Origin of the sequence: Kitasatospora sp. NPDC056273 (assembly GCF_042268845.1) — a bacterium.
GTDB lineage: Bacteria > Actinomycetota > Actinomycetes > Streptomycetales > Streptomycetaceae > Kitasatospora.
Genome location: NZ_JBHJSJ010000010.1, coordinates 46,377 through 61,737 on the forward strand (window position 1 = coordinate 46,377; position 15,361 = coordinate 61,737).

The window sequence follows — 15,361 nt, forward strand, 5'->3', positions numbered from 1 at the left end:
CCGGAGTCGGTCTTGTGGTTTCTCCGCACCAACCGGCTGCGACACCATCGCAGCATCACCATGGCCGACGAAGGCACCGAGGGCTGGATGCTCTTCCGCACCATCGCGGTGCGGCACTATCACAGCTACGAGGGCCTGGCGTCCGAGACGGTCGAGACGTTGCAACGCTCCGCACCATCGCCGTGCGGTACCACCGCAGCATCGCGTGGGCCGGCGTGGTCAACGGAACCACCACCGCGTCGCTCTGCACAACTTCCGGTGCGGCACCATCGCAGCAACTTCCAGGCACAGCCGATGGTGTCGACTGTCGAGCCGCTGCACACCATCCGGGTGCGGCAGCATCGCAGAATCGGCAAGGGCAGGTCCAGGAATACCCACTCGCCGGTCGCTCCGCACCATCCTGGTGCAGCAGCATTGCAGTCGCGGTGACGTCCGATCTCAGGATCGGTGGACCTGATGGCGTCTCGGCACCACGTCGACGCGACTCTATCGCGGCCACACCCGGGGCTTGGTACCGAACAGCATGATTACCTGCGGCTCTGCGACACCGAGGTGCGGCACTCTCGCAGCAAGGATGCCGGCCTCAACGCCGAGAAGCTCACCGAGTCTCGCCGCACCATCATGGTGCGGCACTATCCCAGTTTGCCTAGCCCGGTGACGATCAGTTCTTCCTGGCCGATTCCTCCGTACCTTGTCGGTGCGGCACCATCGCAGCACCCGGTTCGGGGACTACCTCACCGCGCGGAAGTCCCTCTCCCTCCGCACCATCTCGGTGAGGCCCCATTGCAGGCGCACGCAGGGTCGGGCCGTATCCCTCCAGGACTATGGTCGCTCCGCATCGTCCCGGTGAGGCACCATCGCAGCTCGTCGCGCGGGATCAGGTACACGTGCTCCTGGGGGAAGCCGTTCTGCACTGCCCTGGTGCGGCACCATCGCAGTGCCATGCGCCCAACCAGGTATTGACTGGGGGTACGGGTGTTGCTCTCCGCACTATCCCAGTGCGGCACCATCGCAGCTTGTAAATCAGCGTCCGGCGTCCGGCGACGACCCGGTCGCTCCGCACCACCTTGGTGCGGCTCCATCGCAGCGCGAAGGCGACCCGGAAGCTTGGCGCGTCGGTCGCGTGTCGCTCCGCACCACCCTGGTGCGGCACCATCGCAGCTTCGAAAGCTCGCTGTTCGTCGAACCTCCGGCCGACCGTCACTCCGCATCCCCGGTGCGGCAGCATCGCAGGCTAGTCGTGGTGCACGGCTGCGTAGGCCATGTCCAGGCTCCTCGCACCTCGCCGGTGCGGCACCATCGCAGCGCGCCATTGCTGAGCGGGAGCACCTGCAGGATGACCGCTAAACTCCGCACCTTCCCGGTGCGGCACCATGACAGCGTTCCGGTGCCCATCTTCTGCGTCGACCCGATCAGTGCTCTGTCCGCACCGTCCCTGGCGCGGCACCATCGCAGCGCCTGGCTCGACCGACCGGCGACGCTCCGGAGTTCGTCACTCCACGTCGTCCCGGTGCGGCACCATCGCAGCACACGGTCGAGGAACTGTTCAACCTGGCCTGGGCTGGTCCCTCCGCACCACCTCGGTGCGGCATCATCGCAGCGACAGCATTAGCGGGGTGACGGCGAGCATCCCGGCGTTCCTCCGCACCATCCCGATGCGGCACCATCGCAGCATCCAGTGCTGGAAGCAGCGAACCGCCAGGACGGCAATGTCCCTCCGCACCTTGCTGGTGCGACACCATCGCAGCTCGTCACCTAGATCCGTTAGGTGTAGCCACTGGACAGCCTCTCCGTACCCTCCCGGTGCGGCACCATCGCACTGCGGTGCTCGGCGACAAGCAGTGCGCGACCTCGTAGTGGCTCCGCATCACCCCGGTGCGGCACCATCGCAGTCAGGCCGGCACGTTCGTGCCGCTGGGAACGACAACTATCCCTCCGCGCCGTCCTGGGCGCGGTACCACCGCAATCCGGGCCGTGCCATTCGGGTGTCTCCTCACCTCAACCGTCACTCCGCATCGACCCCGTGAGACGCCATCGCAGCGACACCGGCCGGCCCACCGTCGTCACCAGCAACCTGCCGCTCTGCACCATCTTGGTGCGGCACTATCGCAGCACGGTTCCGGCGCCGCTGGACAGGCCTCTTGACCGCCTGCTGCTCCCCGCCATCCCGATGGGGCACCATCGCAGGGCTCCCCCTCGCACCGGCGAGTCCGCCTTTCTGTTGGGGCGACGCTCGACACCGTCCCCGTGCGGCACCGTCCGCACGTCTGGCTGGCTTCCGAACCTCAATGACCTGAAGAGCTGCGGCACTCCTATGGCTTGGTCGCGGTCTTGAACCGGAAGCCGAAGAGGCCGCCGGTTTCGTGTTCGTCGGTGAGTCGGGGGCTGCGGATGTATGGCTCTGGATCGAATCCGCGTCGAGCAGCGACGCTGAGGTTGTCGGTATTGATGGTGACGATGTACTGCATTCGCTCCTCCTCGGCTACCTCGGCGGCGAGGGTCAGTGCTCTTGCGATCTGGCGCTCGTCTACGCCGTCATAGAGGTGGCTGTCGTGGATGAGGAAGTCGGGCCCGCGGCCGTAGCGGTGGGCCAGCACGGCCAGGGTGAGGTCGAAACAGAAGATGACCATGCTGGCGATGCCGCGACTGTCGTCACTGTCGATGCGGGGGGTGATGGTGAGGCTACTACGCCCTGCCTGTATGGCGAGGTACGCTTCGCGGCCTTCTCCGTAAAGGCGTTGTGCGTACCGAGAGAAGAGGAGAATCGCTTCGTTGGTCTGCTCCTGGCGCTCCTGCAGGTCGGTATCGACTGCCTGTTGCAGCTCCACGCTTTTGGCCGTGATCTGCCGGGCGCTTGCCTCCAGGGTCTGGGCTGCCTCGAAGCGGTGGCGAAGAGCGCCGAGCGCTGCCTCCTCCCGTCCCAGGGCGGTCTGCAGGGCTGTCAGGGCTCCCAGCGCCCCACCGTCGGCCAGTTCGCGGAGGAGGCGAGCCTGGTCGTCGCCCAGACGCGCGCGCTCAGCCCGCCGAGCGTTGAGACGTTCGGTGAGCTCGTTGACCTCATCTTCGAGGAAGCGCCGACGGTTGCGGACGATGGAGTGGTGGAAGGCTTTGACATCCTCGAACCGACGTCGCACCTGGTCGTTGAGGATGACACCGAGCTCGTTGTAGGCCGGCTCCAGATAGTCAACGTCGACATCCGTCGTCTCGGTGACTGCAGCCTGAAGTTCCTCCAGGTTGTGCTGGTCGATCACGTCTTCCTGGGTCAGCTGCTTGATCCGGCGGCTGACCTGGTCTGCGCGGTCTTTGAGTCGTTCGTATTCGGGAACAACCTGGAAAGCGGCGACCTGGTTGCGCAACCGTTCCACTTGCGCCTCAGCCAGCGTGATCTGCCCGCGAAGATCTGCGGTGGATCCGACGATGCGTCCCCATACGGGGTCGTTGACGGCCTTCTGGAGCTGGCTCCGGGTGGCTTTGCGGGCAGCGAGCTCCCGATAGCCATCGACGAGCTGCCAGTCCAATCCCAGCAGGTAGGCGAGGTTGGTTGACGCCTCAGACGCGGACTGTTGGGAGAACGTGCGGGTGGGCTCGTTGAAGGCGTGCGACGAAGCGCGGCGGGCCAGGAAGGACAGCAGGGTGCGCCCGCTGACGCCGGGATGGTCCCCGCGGAGGCCGAAGAGATCTCGTTCGATCGCGCCAGTCCATTGTTCCACTGACAGCTCTACTGCACCCTCATGGGGGAAGAGGCCTTCGGCAGGCAGACCGACGACGTCCTGGCTCAAGGTGATGACCTTGTGCCGGGCTCCGCTCCGGCGCACTTCCAGCGGCTGCTCCAGTTCGGGCCAGTCCATCTCGAGGCCGAAGGTGATGCCGCGCAGGGCCTTGTTCAGAGCCAGCACCTTGTTGCTGGCTCGAGCGCCAAGGAGGAAGTGGATGAGCTCGATGACGCTGGACTTGCCCGCACTGTTGCGGCTGTCCGTGTCAGCTGACGAAGCCGTTTTGTCCGCCACCAACAGGTTCAAGCCCGGTGTGAAGGTCACGGTCTTGAATCGGGAATCGTCAGCGCTCAGACGGCGCAGCATCCGCACTCCTAGCAATGAGGACATCCTGGACGAGCTCCACGGCACCCATGGCGTAGAGCACATCGAGGGCCAGCACGAACCAGCCGAACGATACCGGTGAGACGTGCGCGTGATTGGCGCGCCAGCCTTTGAGTCGCGACCAGGCCTGGCTGATGGTCCGTGGCTCGTCCAGCTGAAGGAGGATCTGGGCTCCGACTGCCAGCAGGCATCGGTCCGGGGCAATGCCCTTCGTCGGAGTGATCACGCGGACCGCTCCAAACCTGGCTGCCAGCCGGCTGGTGGCGCCTCGAAGATGTCACACCGCTCGAAGAAGTGGGCGAGGACCACCAGCGCCGCACGCATGACCTTTGGCCTGGGGTGCGCGTTGCCAAGAACGTACATCCGCAGTTGCCACAGAACGTCCTCTGGGTCGGTCCAGTCCCTGCGCATTTGCTGGTAGTACACCCGGAAGCCCTCGGCCACCTCGTCGTGTTCCAGTTCACGCAACGTGCCATTGTAGAAATCGTCGACTAGATAGCTCTGGCGCATGCCGCGTAGAAGGTCCTCCCGATCCTCACCGTCGATGCAGTTGAAATCCAACTTTTCGACGGGCACATCGGGCAGGGAAATGAGCGGGTCAGGTTCCCTGCGCCGGTCCTGGAGCTGCTTCAAAAGCGGCTCCAAGTCGTCCATCCCGATACCGAAGGTCATTTCCTTGATCGGGATCTCGCACCGCAACACGTCTTCAGCGGTCATCAGGTCGAGCTTCATGCATTCTTGCCAGAGTCGCCGAGCGCCCATCTGTTCGAAAGTCAGGGTGGGGGTTTCGGCGGCCGCCGTTGCGAGGAGACCGGTTACCTCCGGATGTATCCCACGCCGGTCGTTGTGAACGAAGACGAAGGTGTCGAACTGCCCGCTGCGCTTGGCTATGGCCCCAGCCAGGTCTCCCTCGAACTTCTCGCGAATCTTGTAAGGCTTCACAGTCTGAGGTGCGTAGCAGGCGTACAGCCGCCTCGAGTGGAGAGTCAGACCGTCCGCCGACATGTCACCCAGGCTGCCTGCGGTTCGCACATCGAGAAAGTCCGGGTAGCGTGAGCACATCAACCGGTGAAAGAAGTCCTCGAAATCGTTCTCGTACAGCTCTGCCATGAGTTCAAGGAACTTTACGTGCGCGTAGGCCCGTTGCTCGTACCGCAAGACACCCCCCTGACGTACAGGCGGGAAGCCTAGCCTCTGACGACTAGCTGTCGGTAGTCCACCGACGACGATGGATCACTGAGCTTGTAGCGACTCGGCGGACGTGCTGCCCGATAGGGGTGCTGCTGACGGCGTCGACTCGGCCAAAGTCAGGAGTGGTGAGACTCATCGATGAAGGAGTGAGCCTCGTCCGGGACGCGGACGCCGGCATGCACCGCTGTGCGGCAGCGCCCCGCTCGCAGCCGCGCCATGGACGCCAATCGCTAGAGGAGGCTGGTGAGGGACCTGCTCCGTCGGCCCGGCGCGGGGTGGCGGCCGCTGGACAGAACTCGGGTGAAACGTCGAGGCCGAGCGTACCCGCCGAGCCCGCGAGCAGGTGGCAGCTGCCATGCAGGGCAGCAGCGAGCGCAACAGCAAAGGGTCGCATGTTGTGGCCCGGACGAGTTGCTTCGACGAGCCGGGATGGCTTGGAAGGGGGGCGGGATTCGGGGACTTGTTGGGGACCACGCGTCGTTCACCATCTCCTCTGAGGCGCCCTTCGGTGAACGAACAGCGCGGGCTGTCTACCGTCCGGCGTGCAGCGAGGGCCATCGCCGGGCGACTGGAGGTCAAGGGGGCTCAGGTTCACATCCTGTCGTCCCGACAGTGATGTCGGTTGTGAGAGCCGGTACTTGGGAAACCGAGTGCCGGCTCTTTCTGTTGTGGTGTCGGCTGGTGGTCGCCGGACCGCATCGGCCAGGGTGTGGGCGGTCCTTCTGGTCGGCTGGTAAGCGGGCAGTTGCCGGTGGAAGTGCGGGCGCTGGGCGAGGCAGACGGGGTGGCCGAGGACGGTGTGGTCGGTGCTGTCGAGGATCCAGGCGATGGCGTCGAAGGCTGCGCGGGCGGCGGGTTTCGTGAACGGGTTGGGCGAAGTGTCGCGGCTGCGGCGCTGGTGCTGTTCGGGCTGTTGGTCGTTTCGGTCGTCGGCGGTCTCGACGGCGGCGAGTTGGTGATGGTCTCGGCGAGGGCGGACTTCGTCAGGTGGGGGCGTCGAGGGCGTGCAAGGTGTGGTCGGTTTGGTGGGCGGATTCCGGCGGGGGCTGTAGGGGATGACCAGCGAGTCGTCGTTGGGCGGGTTCGGGTTGGTGACCTTGGTGAACTGCTTGTGGTTCTGTTTGCGGCGCCGGCCCTCGGTGTTGGGGTTCAGGGAGCCGGGGGGGTGGGTCAGAGGTGGGGGGTGCGGGTGAAGTGGTGGGTGGCGGTGGTGAAGAGGAGGGTGCACCAGGCGGTGGTGGTGAGGGTGGGGAGGGTGGGGGAGGGGGCGGCGGAGAGGCGGGTGACGGCGGAGGCGGGGAGCCAGGGGGAGATGTCCCAGCCCTTGGTGGCGGCGAGGGCGGTGAGGGCGGACTCGGCGACCAGGGTCCACCCCAGGACTGTTCCCAGGGCTGCCGCGGTCGACCGCAGGAGCAGGCCGGCGGCGGAGCCCAGGACCGTGTAGGCGGGCATTGCCGCGAGCAGGCGCAGGGTGGTGGACGGGGCCCCGTCCCAGTGGGGTGGGGAGCCGTGGCGTGCGGCGGTCAGGGTGGTGGTCGCCGCGCAGGTGGCCCAGACGGTGGCGGCGACCAGCAGGGACAGGAGGGCCAGCCCGGCGAGCTTGCCGGTGACGAGTGCGCCGCGGGCCGGCTGGCGGACCAGCAGGTTCCGCCAGGTGCCCTCGCGGTACTCCTGGCAGAAGGCGTTGGCGGCCACGCACATCATGACCAGGCCGATCAGGGGTGTGGCGGTACGGGCGGCGCCGAGCAGGTCCACCGGGCCGGGGTCGTCCCGGAGGGCGGCGGTGCCGGCGGCGACCGCGGCGGTGGCCGCCGCGACGGAGCCGAGGAGCGGCCAGAGCAGCCGCGGCCGGAGCAGTTTGACCAGCTCGCTGCGGAACGCCTGGTGCACGTGGGTCAGCACGGGACGGCCGTCCTCTCGGTCGGGCTGGTCGGGGCGGTCGGGGCGGTCGGCGCGGGCCCGGTGCCGGTGACCAGGGCGAGGAAGGCCTGTTCCACGGAGGTCCGTCGGACGGCCAGGTGGGCGAGGGTCACGCCGCCCGCCGCCGCGATCCGGTTCAGTTCGGCGGCCGCGTCGGCGGGGGCCTCGACCAGCAGCAGCCCGTCCTCGTGGCGGTTGGGGTACCCGGCCCCGCTCAGCACGTCGTGGAGGGCCGCGCCGTCGGCGGCGGACTCCGGGGCCAGTTCGACGACGGCCGTCCGGGAGGCGGTCAGCTCCGCCCTGCCGCCCTGGAACAGCACCCGGCCCCGGTGCATCAGGATGAAGCGGTCGCAGATCGCGTCCAGTTCGTTGAGCTGGTGGCTGGAGACCAGCACGGTGGCGCCGGAGTCGGCCAGGGACCGCAGCAGCTCCCGGAGTTGGAGGATGCCGATCGGGTCGAGCCCGTTCATCGGCTCGTCCAGGACGAGCAGCCGGGGCTCGGGGAGCAGGGCCGCGGCGATGCCGAGCCGCTGGCGCATGCCGAGCGAGTACCCGCTCACCGGTCGGCCGGCGTGGGCGGTGAGGCCGACCTGCTCCAGCACCTCGTCGACCCGGCCGCGGGGGATGCCGCCGAGTTCGGCGAGCACCCGCAGGTTGGTGCGGGCGTCGAGCCGCCGGTAGAGCGCGGGTTGTTCGATCAGCGCGCCGACCGCGTGGAGGTAGCGCTCGGGCCGGTCCAGCGGGTGCCCGAGGACGGTGCCGGTGCCCGCGTCGGGGCGGTCCAGGCCCAGCAGGACGCGCATGGTGGTGGTCTTGCCGGAGCCGTTGGGCCCGATCAGCGCCGTCAGCGAGCCGGCAGGGACGGTCAGGTCGACGCCGTCGAGGGCGGTGAGGGCGCCGTAGCGGCGGCGCAGTCCGCGGACCTCGACCGCCGGGCCGGCCGTCCGGGCGGTGGGAGGGGCGCTGGGAGGGGTCATGGTGTGGCGGGCTCCGTGCTGGCCGGGTGGTCGGGGAGTCGGCGGTGGTGAGGAGGGTGCCGGTCGGGTCGAGGCGGTGCAGCGCGGCGGTGGCCGTCTCGCCGTCGAGCCGGAGGTCGTGGCGGACGGCGCCGTGGTCCAGGACGACCAGCCGGCTCACCAACTCGTCGGCCCAGCCGAGGTCGTGGGTGCAGAGCAGGACGGTGCGCCCCTGGTCGCGCCAGTCGGCGGCGGCGGCCCGGAGCGCGCCGGCCGCGCCGCTGTCGAGGCCGTTGGTCGGCTCGTCGAGCAGGAGCAGCCGGGGCCGGTGCACGGTGGCGACGAGCAGGCCGAGCTGCTTGCGCATGCCGAGCGAGAGCTCCCGGACGAGGGCGTCCGGGCGGTCCTCCAGGGCGGTGCCGGCCAGCGCGGCGAGGGCCTCCCGCACCGGGGCGCCGTACAGCCTGGCCGCCAGGACCAGCTGCTCACGGACGGTCAGGTAGTCGTAGAGCGGCGGTTCGGCGGGGGCGTAGCCGCGCTCGGCCCGGACGGCGAGCGCGGTGGCCGGCCGGCGACGGCGACCCGGCCCGAGGTGGGTTCCTCCAGCCCGGCGAGCAGCCGCAGCAGGGTGGTCTTGCCCGACCCGTTGTGGCCGACCAGGGCGACGAACTCGCCCTCCCCGACGGTGAGTCCGACCTCGGCGAGGGCGGTGTGCCCGGCGTACCGGACACTGGCGGATTCGACGGCGATCACGGGCGCACCTTCCGGATTCGGAGATCACTTCGGGCCGCGAACCGCAGGACGGCCAGCAGCAGGGCCAGGTCGAGCAGGCAGGCCGCGGCCTCGACGGCCCCGCCGGTGCCGGTGGCCGAGCGGAGTAGCGGCCCGGCCGCCGCGGGGGCGGCCAGCACCGCGGCCAGCAGGCCCTCCACGGTCTCGGTCGCGCCGGAACGGGCGGCCCGGCCGTCGGCGAAGCCCTCGGCGGCCGGGGTCAGGAAGGCGGCGGCCACCAGCGCGCAGCTTCCGGCCAGCAGCGCGACCGGGAGGGCGAGCAGCGCGCCCGCGGTCACGCTCCCGCCGCCGACCAGCAGCAGCCCGAGGTACAGCGGTACGACCGGTACGGCCGCGACGGCGCAGCAGGAGGCCACCTTCCCGGCCAGGATCCGGCCGAACGGCACCGGCGCCTGGCGGAGCAGGTCGAGCGACCGCTGCTCGGCCTCGACCCCCGCCACCTGGGCCACCACGGTGGACAGCGCCAGGAACACGGCGAGCGCCAGCGGAACGCTCCAGGCGCCCAGCGGGAGCCGCCACGGCGGTTCGCCGCCGTGGCCGAGCCGGACCCCCGCGCCGAGCGTCGCCAGGGCGAGGCCGACCAGGGCCGTCCGGAACAGCGCGCCGGTGCTGGCGACGGGGCGGCGGCGCAGCGCCAGCAGGTCCTTGGCCGCGGGCAGCAGCACCGGCGGCACCCGGTCGAGCAGGGTGCCGGAGGTGTGTGCGGCGGCCGCGGGCCCGCCGGGGACGGCGGGGCGGAGCGCGCCGCGGGCGGCGGCCCGGCGCAGCAGGAGGTGGGCGAGGCCGCCGAGCAGCAGCAGGGCCGAGCACCAGCCGAGCAGGGCCGTCCCGAGCCGGTCGGGGTCGAGCAGGCGGTCCCAGAGGTCCGGGCGGAGGCGGGCCACGGCGGAGCGCAGCGCCGCCCCGTACTCCTCGGGTTCGGCCCGGCCGGACAGGTGGAGGCGGTCGGCGAGCGGTCCGAGGACGAGCCCGAGGGCGAACAGCCCCGGCAGCAGGACGCCGAGCGCGGCGAGCGGCAGGGCCCGGCGCGGGCCCAGCATCAGCGCGGCGGTCGCGGCCACGTGGCCGAGCGCTCCGGCCAGCGCGGAACCGGCGACGGCGGTGAGCACGGCGGGCAGCAGGGCCCGGCCCGCGGGGGAGGCGGCCAGCCAGGGGCCGGCCGCCAGGCCCGCGACCACCACGGAGCCGACCGCCCCGGCCAGGGCGGGCAGCCAGAGGCGGGCCAGGAACACGGACTGCTGCGGCACCCGCCAGGAGAGCAGGACGGCGCGGTCGGGCGGATCGAGCAGCAGCCGGGCCTGGTTGGGCCGCGCCGAGAGCAGGTGGCCGGCGACCAGCACGACCGCCACCGACCAGCAGGCGCCGGACACGACGGTGCCGTCCTCGGGGCCGGCCGGGAAGACCCGGCCGAGCGCCGAGCCGATCCCCCAGAGCAGGGCCGCGACGGTGGCCAGGCCGACGCCGACGGCCAGCGCGAGCACGGCCCGGGCCGGCGGGGCGAGGGTGCGCAGCCCCGGGAGGCGGTTGCGCCGGCGCCGCAGGTCGGCGTCGACCAGGGCCAGCCCGGCGGTCCAGGCGAGTCGGCGGCCGTCCATCAGTCCCGCCGGCCGGTGAGCAGGGCGACCGCGCTGGCCGCGACGACCAGGACGCAGAAGCCGGCGGCCGTCCCGTTGAGTCCGGCGGCGGCGGGCAGCCGGAAGCCCGCCACCCCGAGCGGCATGCAGACCAGGGCCGAGAAACCGAACAGCAGCCAGCGGCCGGTGGAGGCCAGGGCGACCACCGCGCCGAGGGCGAGCAGCAGGACGGCGGCCGCCAGCCAGCCCCAGTTGAGCAGGTCCTGGGTCTGCACCACCGTCGACCGGGCGGCGTCGACGACCCGGTCGGCCCGGTCGACCGCGGCCAGGGTGTCCGGCCGGCTCGTCCAGTACCAAACCGTCCGGACCCCGGCCAGGACGGCGGCGGCCACGGCCAGCAGGCCGGCCACGGCCACACCGGTCGGCTTGATCTGCGATACCACGGTGATGTCGGCTCCTCGGTCGTGCGGGGTCGTGCGGGGTCGTGCGGGGTCGTGCGGGTCGTACGGGGGTCGTTCTCTCAGGCGGTGCGGGCGGTGCGGGCGGTGCGGGCGGCGCCGGGCCCGGTCCCGGCCCGGCGCGGGCTCAGCGCGGGATCAGGCAGAGCGCGAGGAGCACCGCCGTGGGCGCGAGCGCGGCCGCCGCGCTGCGGGCGGGGCTCAGGCCGGTGCTGCGGCGCAGGACCTCGGTGAAGGCCGCGAACAGCACGACCAAGCCGAGGTCGGCGCTGCCCAGCGCGTCCACCAGTCCGTCCCAGGACGGGTGGCCGACCAGGGCGGCGCCCGCGCCGAGCAGCAGCAGCTTGCCCACGAAGTAGAGGGCGGCCACCGTACCGACGGTCGCGCGGTCCCGGGCGAAGCCGTCGCGGGCGCCGGCCAGTCGGCAGGCGGCGGCACCGGCGGCGCCGGCGAGCAGGACGGCCAGCAGCACGCCGATCGCGCCGAGCACCGATCCGAACAGCCAGCCCGCCCAGACGCCGGCCTTCACCGCGCCCGGTGCCGCGTCGGGGATCTTCTCCAGGACGGCCGCACGGTAGCGGCCCAGGAGGCCGAGACCGGCCAGGGGCTGGACGAGGACGGCGAGCGCCAGGGCGACGCGGTGGCGCAGGCGCCCGGCCCGGTCGTCGTCCCGGTCGTCGTCCCGGCCTTCGGGCGCGGCCTCCGGATCGAGCAGGGGACGGTGGTCCGTCGTGGTGGTCAAGGTCATCGGGGGCTCACCCACGTTTCCACGCCCGCGGCCACGGCGAGCGCGGCCAGCGAGGTTCCGAAGAGGACAGCGGCGTCGACCACGTGCTGGCTGAACGGGGCGCCCCGTCCGGACACCAGGCGGCGGGACAGCCCGAGCACCGGGGCCAGGCCGGCCGCGACGGCGAGGCCGAGGGCCGGCAGTTCGAGCACCGCGTGCGGTCCGACGGCCCGCAGCAGTTGGCTCCCGCCCAGCGCGTACGCGTGCCCGATCAGCACGCCGACACCGAGGCCGGAGAGCAGCGAGAAGGCGACCGTGGTCAGGCCGAGGGTGGCGACTCCGCTGAAGGCCAGCGCGGCCACCTTGGCGTTGTTGAGGAAGACCTCGAGCCACAGGCCCGGACCGGCGGGTTTGGGTTCCACACGGACGGCGGACTCGATGCCGCCCGAGCAGGCGATCCCGATCGCCATGCAGGCGAACCAGAGCAACTGCCCCGCGGCCACGGCCCAGCGCTGCCGGGCCCAGGCGGCTGCGAGCCCTCCGCGGACTCCCGCGATCACGTCGTCCCTCCCCAAGTCGTCTGCTACACAAGGCCGGTGGGCCGGACCCCGCCGGTGCGGCGGGGTCCGGCCGGCGCCCGGGTCAGGCGATGATGGCGCGGCGGCCGCCGGCGGTGATCGCCTTCTTGAGCATCCACATGGCCACGCCGCCGGCGGCGGTGACGCCACCGAACAGCGAGAGGGCGGCGGCGACGTCGGTGCCGGCCTCGATGGCGGTCAGCACGCGGTCGGCGCTCTTGTACTCCAGACCGAAGTAGCCGGTCAGCACGTCAGGGGTGGTGGCGGCCAGCAGGAGCGGGGCGCTCAGACCGGCAACGGCCGCGCCGGCGGCGGCGATGCGCTTCTTCGGGGTCGAGAAAACGGACATGTTAATCTCCAGTTCGCCACTTTCAGGGAGTGGTTGGGAATATCCGGCAGCCACCGGTCGCTTCGGGACTGCGCCTGATCATCGAATCCGACCCCGTGCTGACGGTGGTGGCGGACTGTCCGGTGGACCGGGCGGTCGAGCAGGCCCGCGCGCTCCAGCCCGACCTGGTCCTGCTCGACCTAGGCCGCCAGGCCGACGCGGCCCTCGACACCCTGCTCTCGCTGATCTACCTGCCCCGGGCGCCCCGGGTGGCCATGCTGGCCACGGAGGAGGACGGCGACCTGCTGAACCGGGCGCTGCAGCACGGCGCGGTCGGCTACCTCCGGCGGAACGCCCCGAGCGGCCTGCTGCTGGACGCCGTCCGGGTGCTCACCTCGGGCGGCACCGTGGTCTTCCCGCAACTCCGGTCGGCCGCCCCGGCGGTGGCTCCCGAGCCGCCCGACCGGCAGGTCCCGGCCCGGCTCAACGCCCGTGAGCGGGAACTCCTGGTCTGCCTGGGCGAGGGCCTGTCCAACGCGGACATCGCCGAGCGGCTGTACCTCCGCCCGGCGACCGTCAAGGACTACGTCAGCGAGCTGCTCGCCAAACTGGGCGTCCGCAACCGGACCCAGGCCGCCGTCCTGGCCGAGCGGTACGGACTGCTCAGGGCCCACGCCGCGGCGTGAGGAAGGGGCCCCGTGCGGGGCCCGGCGCACGACTCGGGGGCCCCGCAGGCGGGTTCGGGGCCGGCCGGGCGGCTCTCCCCGGGCCGGACGGCCGGCTGCCCTACGGGTTCTTCACCTCGGCGGTCCGTTCCGTCGCGTCCGGCTCGGCCGGCTCCTCGGTGGCGCGCGTGCCGTCCAGGCGGATGCCGCGCATCGAGGCCCACATCACCAGGGCGCTGCCGCAGACCACGCCGCAGTCGGCGAGGTTGAAGACCGGCCAGTGCGGCAGTTGGATCCAGTCCACGACGCGTCCCTCCCACGGGGACGGGTCCCGGAACAGCCGGTCGATGAGGTTGCCGGCCGCACCGGCGATGACCAGCCCGAAGGAGACCGCCCAGAGGGGAGTGCGGATCCGGGGCGACACCACCAGCATGAGGACGATGACCAGCATCTTCACCGTGGTGAAGAACCAGGTCTCCCCCGCGCCGATGGAGAACGCCCCGCCCGAATTGAAGACCAGCGTGAATTTCAGAAGCCCGCCGAGGGTCGATGTCGGATCGGTCCCCGAGAAATGTGTCAGCGCTATCTGTTTGGTGATGAAATCCGACGCCAGCAGTGCGATTGCCACGGCTGTCATGGTGCCCAGTCGTCGAGGCGTGTCACCGGACAAGGAAGCTCCTCGCGCAACCCGTAGGCGTAGTAAGCCAGTCATGGCCGCATTGTAGGTGACGGCGGCTTGCGCACGAGTGTCCACAAGTACGGGAGCGCACCGTCAGAACGGGAGCATACCTGCGCCGTTGCCGGGCGCCGGCCCCGCCGTCGCCGGGTGTCGGCGGGCCCCGATGGTCACCCGAAGACTCCGGCGAGGCGGGTCAGTCCTTCCCTGATCGCCTCGGCGGGGTGTCCGGTGAACGACAGCCGCAGGGTCGCCGGGTCGGGCCGGTCGGCGAAGAACGGCGCGCCGGGTACGTAGGCGACGTCGTGGGCGGCGGCCCGGGGCAGCAGGGCGGTGGCGTCGTGCCCGTCCGGCAGGCGCACCCACACGAACATCCCGCCGTCCGGCCGGTTCCAGGTGCTTCCGTGGGGGAGCGCGTGGGGCAGGCCGTCGAGCAGCGCGTCACGGCGTTCCCGGTAGGCGGCGCGGACCCGCGTCAGGTGCGCGTCGAGGTCGGCATGGGTGAGGTACCGGGCGGCGGCCGCCTGGTCGACGGTGGAGGAGTGCAGGTCGGTGGTCTGCTTCACCGTCGTACAGGCGCGGCGCAGTTCGGCCGGAGCGCGCAGCCAGCCGAGGCGCATGCCCGGGGACATGGTCTTGGAGAGGCTGCCGAGCAGCACCGTGCGGTCGGCCGCGGCGTCGAGCGAGGCGATCCACGGCAGCGGAGCGCCGTCGAACCGCAACTCGCCGTAGGGGTCGTCCTCGACGATCCACAGGCCGTGCTGGGCCGCGACCTCCGCGACGGCCCGGCGGCGCTCGACGGGGAGCGTACGGCCGGTCGGGTTCTGGAAGTTGGGGACGAGGTAGAGGAGTCTGGGCCGCTCCGAGGCGACGAGGCGGGCCAGCGCCACCGGGTCGACGCCGTCCTCGTCGGACGGGACCGGGACGACGCGGGCTCCCGCGAAGGCGAAGCACTGCAGGGCCGCCAGATAGGTGGGGTTCTCCACGAGGACGGTGTCGCCGGGGGCCAGCAGCGCCGTCGAGACCAGCGTCAGTGCCTGCTGGGAGCCCGAGGTGACCAGCAGGTCGTCCGCCGGGGTGGGCAGGCCGCGGGAGCCCAGCCGCTCGGCGACGGCCGCCCGCAGCGCTGGGTCGCCCTCGGTGGTCGAGTACTGGAGGACGCGGTACGGGGCCGTGGCCAGCACGTGGTCGTACGCGGCCCGCAGGCCGGCGACGTCGAAGAGCTCCGGGGCGGGCAGGCCGCCGGCGAAGGAGATCACCTCCGGCCGCGCCGTGAGTTCGAGGATCTCCCGCACGGACGAGGCGTGGGCGGCGGCGTGGCGGGCGACGGGAACGGGGGCGGCGGCTGGGCTCGTCATGCCCGCAGGATACGGACGATCGGGGCGGTGTCCCGGGTGCG

14 protein-coding genes and 1 pseudogene are annotated in these 15,361 nt (G+C 71.4%); 2 read left to right on the plus strand and 13 right to left on the minus strand.

Annotated elements, in window-relative coordinates; genetic code table 11:
* The first annotated feature begins 12 nt into the window (after positions 1-12).
* Positions 13-429: a hypothetical protein gene (locus ACFCY1_RS11980; protein WP_375874395.1), complete on the plus strand. Its 417-nt coding sequence runs from the start codon at positions 13-15 to the stop codon at positions 427-429.
* Positions 430-2,312: 1,883 nt separating this feature from the next.
* On the opposite strand, the gene ACFCY1_RS11985 is transcribed toward ACFCY1_RS11980, so the two are convergent.
* The 11 genes and pseudogenes from ACFCY1_RS11985 to ACFCY1_RS12035 form a co-directional block, all read right to left on the minus strand.
* A complete protein-coding gene (locus ACFCY1_RS11985) occupies positions 2,313-4,079 on the minus strand; it encodes an ABC-three component system protein (RefSeq protein WP_375874396.1) in 1,767 nt (588 codons plus the stop codon).
* Positions 4,057-4,323: an ABC-three component system middle component 6 gene (locus tag ACFCY1_RS11990; RefSeq protein WP_375874397.1), complete on the minus strand. Its 267-nt coding sequence runs from the start codon at positions 4,321-4,323 to the stop codon at positions 4,057-4,059. The genes ACFCY1_RS11985 and ACFCY1_RS11990 overlap by 23 nt, the downstream gene beginning before the upstream one ends.
* Complete coding sequence (locus ACFCY1_RS11995) at positions 4,320-5,207, minus strand: ABC-three component system protein (RefSeq protein ID WP_375874398.1); 888 nt, start codon at positions 5,205-5,207, stop codon at positions 4,320-4,322. The genes ACFCY1_RS11990 and ACFCY1_RS11995 overlap by 4 nt, the downstream gene beginning before the upstream one ends.
* A gap of 1,251 nt (positions 5,208-6,458) precedes the next feature.
* On the minus strand, positions 6,459-7,190 hold the full coding sequence (locus tag ACFCY1_RS12000) for an ABC transporter permease subunit (RefSeq protein ID WP_375874445.1): 732 nt from the start codon (positions 7,188-7,190) through the stop codon (positions 6,459-6,461).
* Positions 7,184-8,185 carry an ABC transporter ATP-binding protein gene (locus ACFCY1_RS12005; protein ID WP_375874399.1) on the minus strand — a complete coding sequence of 334 codons (1,002 nt, stop codon included), beginning with the start codon at positions 8,183-8,185 and terminating at the stop codon, positions 7,184-7,186. Before ACFCY1_RS12005 ends, ACFCY1_RS12000 begins: the two co-directional genes overlap by 7 nt.
* A 331-nt stretch (positions 8,186-8,516) precedes the next feature.
* Positions 8,517-8,917, minus strand: a pseudogene (locus tag ACFCY1_RS12010) (ATP-binding cassette domain-containing protein); the annotation flags it as partial.
* Positions 8,914-10,551, minus strand: coding sequence for a hypothetical protein (locus tag ACFCY1_RS12015; RefSeq protein WP_375874400.1), 1,638 nt, complete (start codon positions 10,549-10,551; stop codon positions 8,914-8,916). The pseudogene ACFCY1_RS12010 and the gene ACFCY1_RS12015, both read right to left, overlap by 4 nt.
* Positions 10,551-10,973 (minus strand): hypothetical protein, encoded by a 423-nt coding sequence (locus tag ACFCY1_RS12020; RefSeq protein ID WP_375874401.1) that lies wholly within the window; start codon positions 10,971-10,973, stop codon positions 10,551-10,553. Before ACFCY1_RS12020 ends, ACFCY1_RS12015 begins: the two co-directional genes overlap by 1 nt.
* A 142-nt stretch (positions 10,974-11,115) precedes the next feature.
* Positions 11,116-11,736: a hypothetical protein gene (locus ACFCY1_RS12025; protein ID WP_375874402.1), complete on the minus strand. Its 621-nt coding sequence runs from the start codon at positions 11,734-11,736 to the stop codon at positions 11,116-11,118.
* Positions 11,733-12,275 carry a stage II sporulation protein M gene (locus ACFCY1_RS12030; RefSeq protein ID WP_375874403.1) on the minus strand — a complete coding sequence of 181 codons (543 nt, stop codon included), beginning with the start codon at positions 12,273-12,275 and terminating at the stop codon, positions 11,733-11,735. The genes ACFCY1_RS12025 and ACFCY1_RS12030 overlap by 4 nt, the downstream gene beginning before the upstream one ends.
* Before the next feature lie 82 nt (positions 12,276-12,357).
* Positions 12,358-12,642, minus strand: coding sequence for a hypothetical protein (locus ACFCY1_RS12035; protein WP_049649003.1), 285 nt, complete (start codon positions 12,640-12,642; stop codon positions 12,358-12,360).
* A 95-nt stretch (positions 12,643-12,737) separates the two neighbouring features.
* Between ACFCY1_RS12035 and ACFCY1_RS12040 the strand changes: the two genes are divergently transcribed.
* Positions 12,738-13,307 carry a LuxR C-terminal-related transcriptional regulator gene (locus tag ACFCY1_RS12040; protein ID WP_375874404.1) on the plus strand — a complete coding sequence of 190 codons (570 nt, stop codon included), beginning with the start codon at positions 12,738-12,740 and terminating at the stop codon, positions 13,305-13,307.
* A 100-nt stretch (positions 13,308-13,407) separates the two neighbouring features.
* Here ACFCY1_RS12040 and lspA read toward each other — a convergent pair whose 3' ends face one another.
* Positions 13,408-13,914, minus strand: coding sequence for a signal peptidase II (gene lspA / locus ACFCY1_RS12045; protein WP_198959458.1), 507 nt, complete (start codon positions 13,912-13,914; stop codon positions 13,408-13,410).
* Between the two features lie 218 nt (positions 13,915-14,132).
* On the minus strand, positions 14,133-15,320 hold the full coding sequence (locus ACFCY1_RS12050; protein ID WP_375874405.1) for a PLP-dependent aminotransferase family protein: 1,188 nt from the start codon (positions 15,318-15,320) through the stop codon (positions 14,133-14,135).
* Positions 15,321-15,361: the final 41 nt, after the last annotated feature.